The organism is Lactobacillus helveticus DSM 20075 = CGMCC 1.1877 (genome assembly GCF_000160855.1).
GTDB classification, from domain to species: domain Bacteria; phylum Bacillota; class Bacilli; order Lactobacillales; family Lactobacillaceae; genus Lactobacillus; species Lactobacillus helveticus.
This window is the reverse complement of record NZ_GG700791.1, coordinates 1-604: the sequence shown is the minus strand read 5'-3', so window position 1 is coordinate 604 and position 604 is coordinate 1. Positions and strand designations below refer to the sequence as shown.

At 34.6% G+C, this 604-nt stretch carries 1 protein-coding gene; it reads right to left on the bottom strand.

From position 1 onward, the window contains the following. Positions 1–384, bottom strand: a 384-nt coding sequence (locus tag HMPREF0518_RS09360; protein ID WP_003627993.1) for an MFS transporter, incomplete at its 3' end; no start/stop codon positions are given. Positions 385–604 lie beyond the last annotated feature (220 nt).

The following is a 604-nucleotide window of genomic DNA, read 5'->3' as shown; positions in this document are numbered from 1 at the left end:
ACCTAAAGCAGACAGTCCAAGCGAAATTCCCATCACTGTACCGAGCTTTTGGTTAAACCACTTGCTAAGCAAAACAGGAATTGACAAAGTAATTGCGATTGGCTGACAAATCCCAATGATTGTCCAAGCAAGATAAAAATGAACTAATGAATTGGCAAATGTTAAGCTAAGCATGCTAACGGTAATTAAGGCAAAACAAGCAGTTAAGAGCCAGCGTAAGTTTACCTTTTCCATGATTTTACCTGCAAAAAGCAAAGCAATTGCGGCTGCCGCGTTCTGGAACGTCGTCATTAGTGCAACGTTAGCACGTCCCACATTAAACTCCTGACTGATTGGCCCGAAGAATAATCCAATTGTGTTAACCAACAGACCAAATCCAATCATTGAAATAAAACAACAAACAATAAATATCCACCAAGAAAAAAATGATTTTTTATGTGTCACTTCTTTTCCAACTTTCTAAAAATTAATCTTTAATTATTATATGTGAAAAGGTCCACTTAATGTTTTAAGAAAATTTAAAATTAGCTATAAAAAATGCCCCACAATGTGAGGAATTTTAACGATCAATGAATTTATTATCTTTTAATGTAAGGCTTTACTA